The organism is Sphingomonas endophytica (assembly GCF_001476895.1).
Taxonomy (GTDB): Bacteria; Pseudomonadota; Alphaproteobacteria; order Sphingomonadales; family Sphingomonadaceae; genus Sphingomonas; species Sphingomonas endophytica_A.
The window spans coordinates 1-579 of record NZ_LDTB01000190.1 but is presented as its reverse complement, the minus strand read 5'-3'; the positions used below and the strand labels follow the sequence as shown (position 1 = coordinate 579).

The window sequence follows — 579 nt, the reverse complement described above, 5'->3', positions numbered from 1 at the left end:
GGTTGGTCATACGTGTAATCCTTCGCAACGGGTGACTAGATGGAACTAGATGTGACCATTGCGGACGTCCCGGAGCCAGCAGGCCGGGAGCGTTGAAATGGATCACGCTGCCTTGATTCACGGGAGTGCCCTTCGTCGGGCGCGCCTAATAAACACCCATATCATGTCAATTTTGTGCAACGCAACGTAAGATCGCGTGCGGCGCCACATTTTTTATAAGGCGGAATATAGGGTTACCGCGCCCGACCCGGGTTGGGCCTGCCGCGGCCGCCCCGGATCGGCGGCCCGGTCAGCTCTCTTCAGCTCAGCTCTTGGGCTTCACCGCATCCATCGCGGCACGGCTGACCGCCTGGCCCATTTCGCTGGCCTGCTCGGCGAGCGCGCGCATCTGGCCCTGCACATATTCGCTGTGCAGCCGCATCACCTCGGTGAGGTCCTTGGCCTTGAGCAGCGACTGGGCGTAGTTGAGCGACGACTGCACGTTCTTTTCGGCATAGGACAGCGCCTTGGCGGAGACGTCCTTGGCGCCGGCGCGCATCGTGGCGTTGCGCTCCTCGATCTTGCCGGCGGTATCCCGCG

The 579-nt window shown here is 62.3% G+C and carries 1 protein-coding gene; it reads right to left on the bottom strand.

Translation table 11 applies throughout. The features are described from left to right. Positions 1-304: 304 nt before the first annotated feature. Positions 305-579: phasin family protein (locus NS334_RS16685; RefSeq protein ID WP_058756994.1), on the bottom strand; the 275-nt coding region annotated here is incomplete at its 5' end.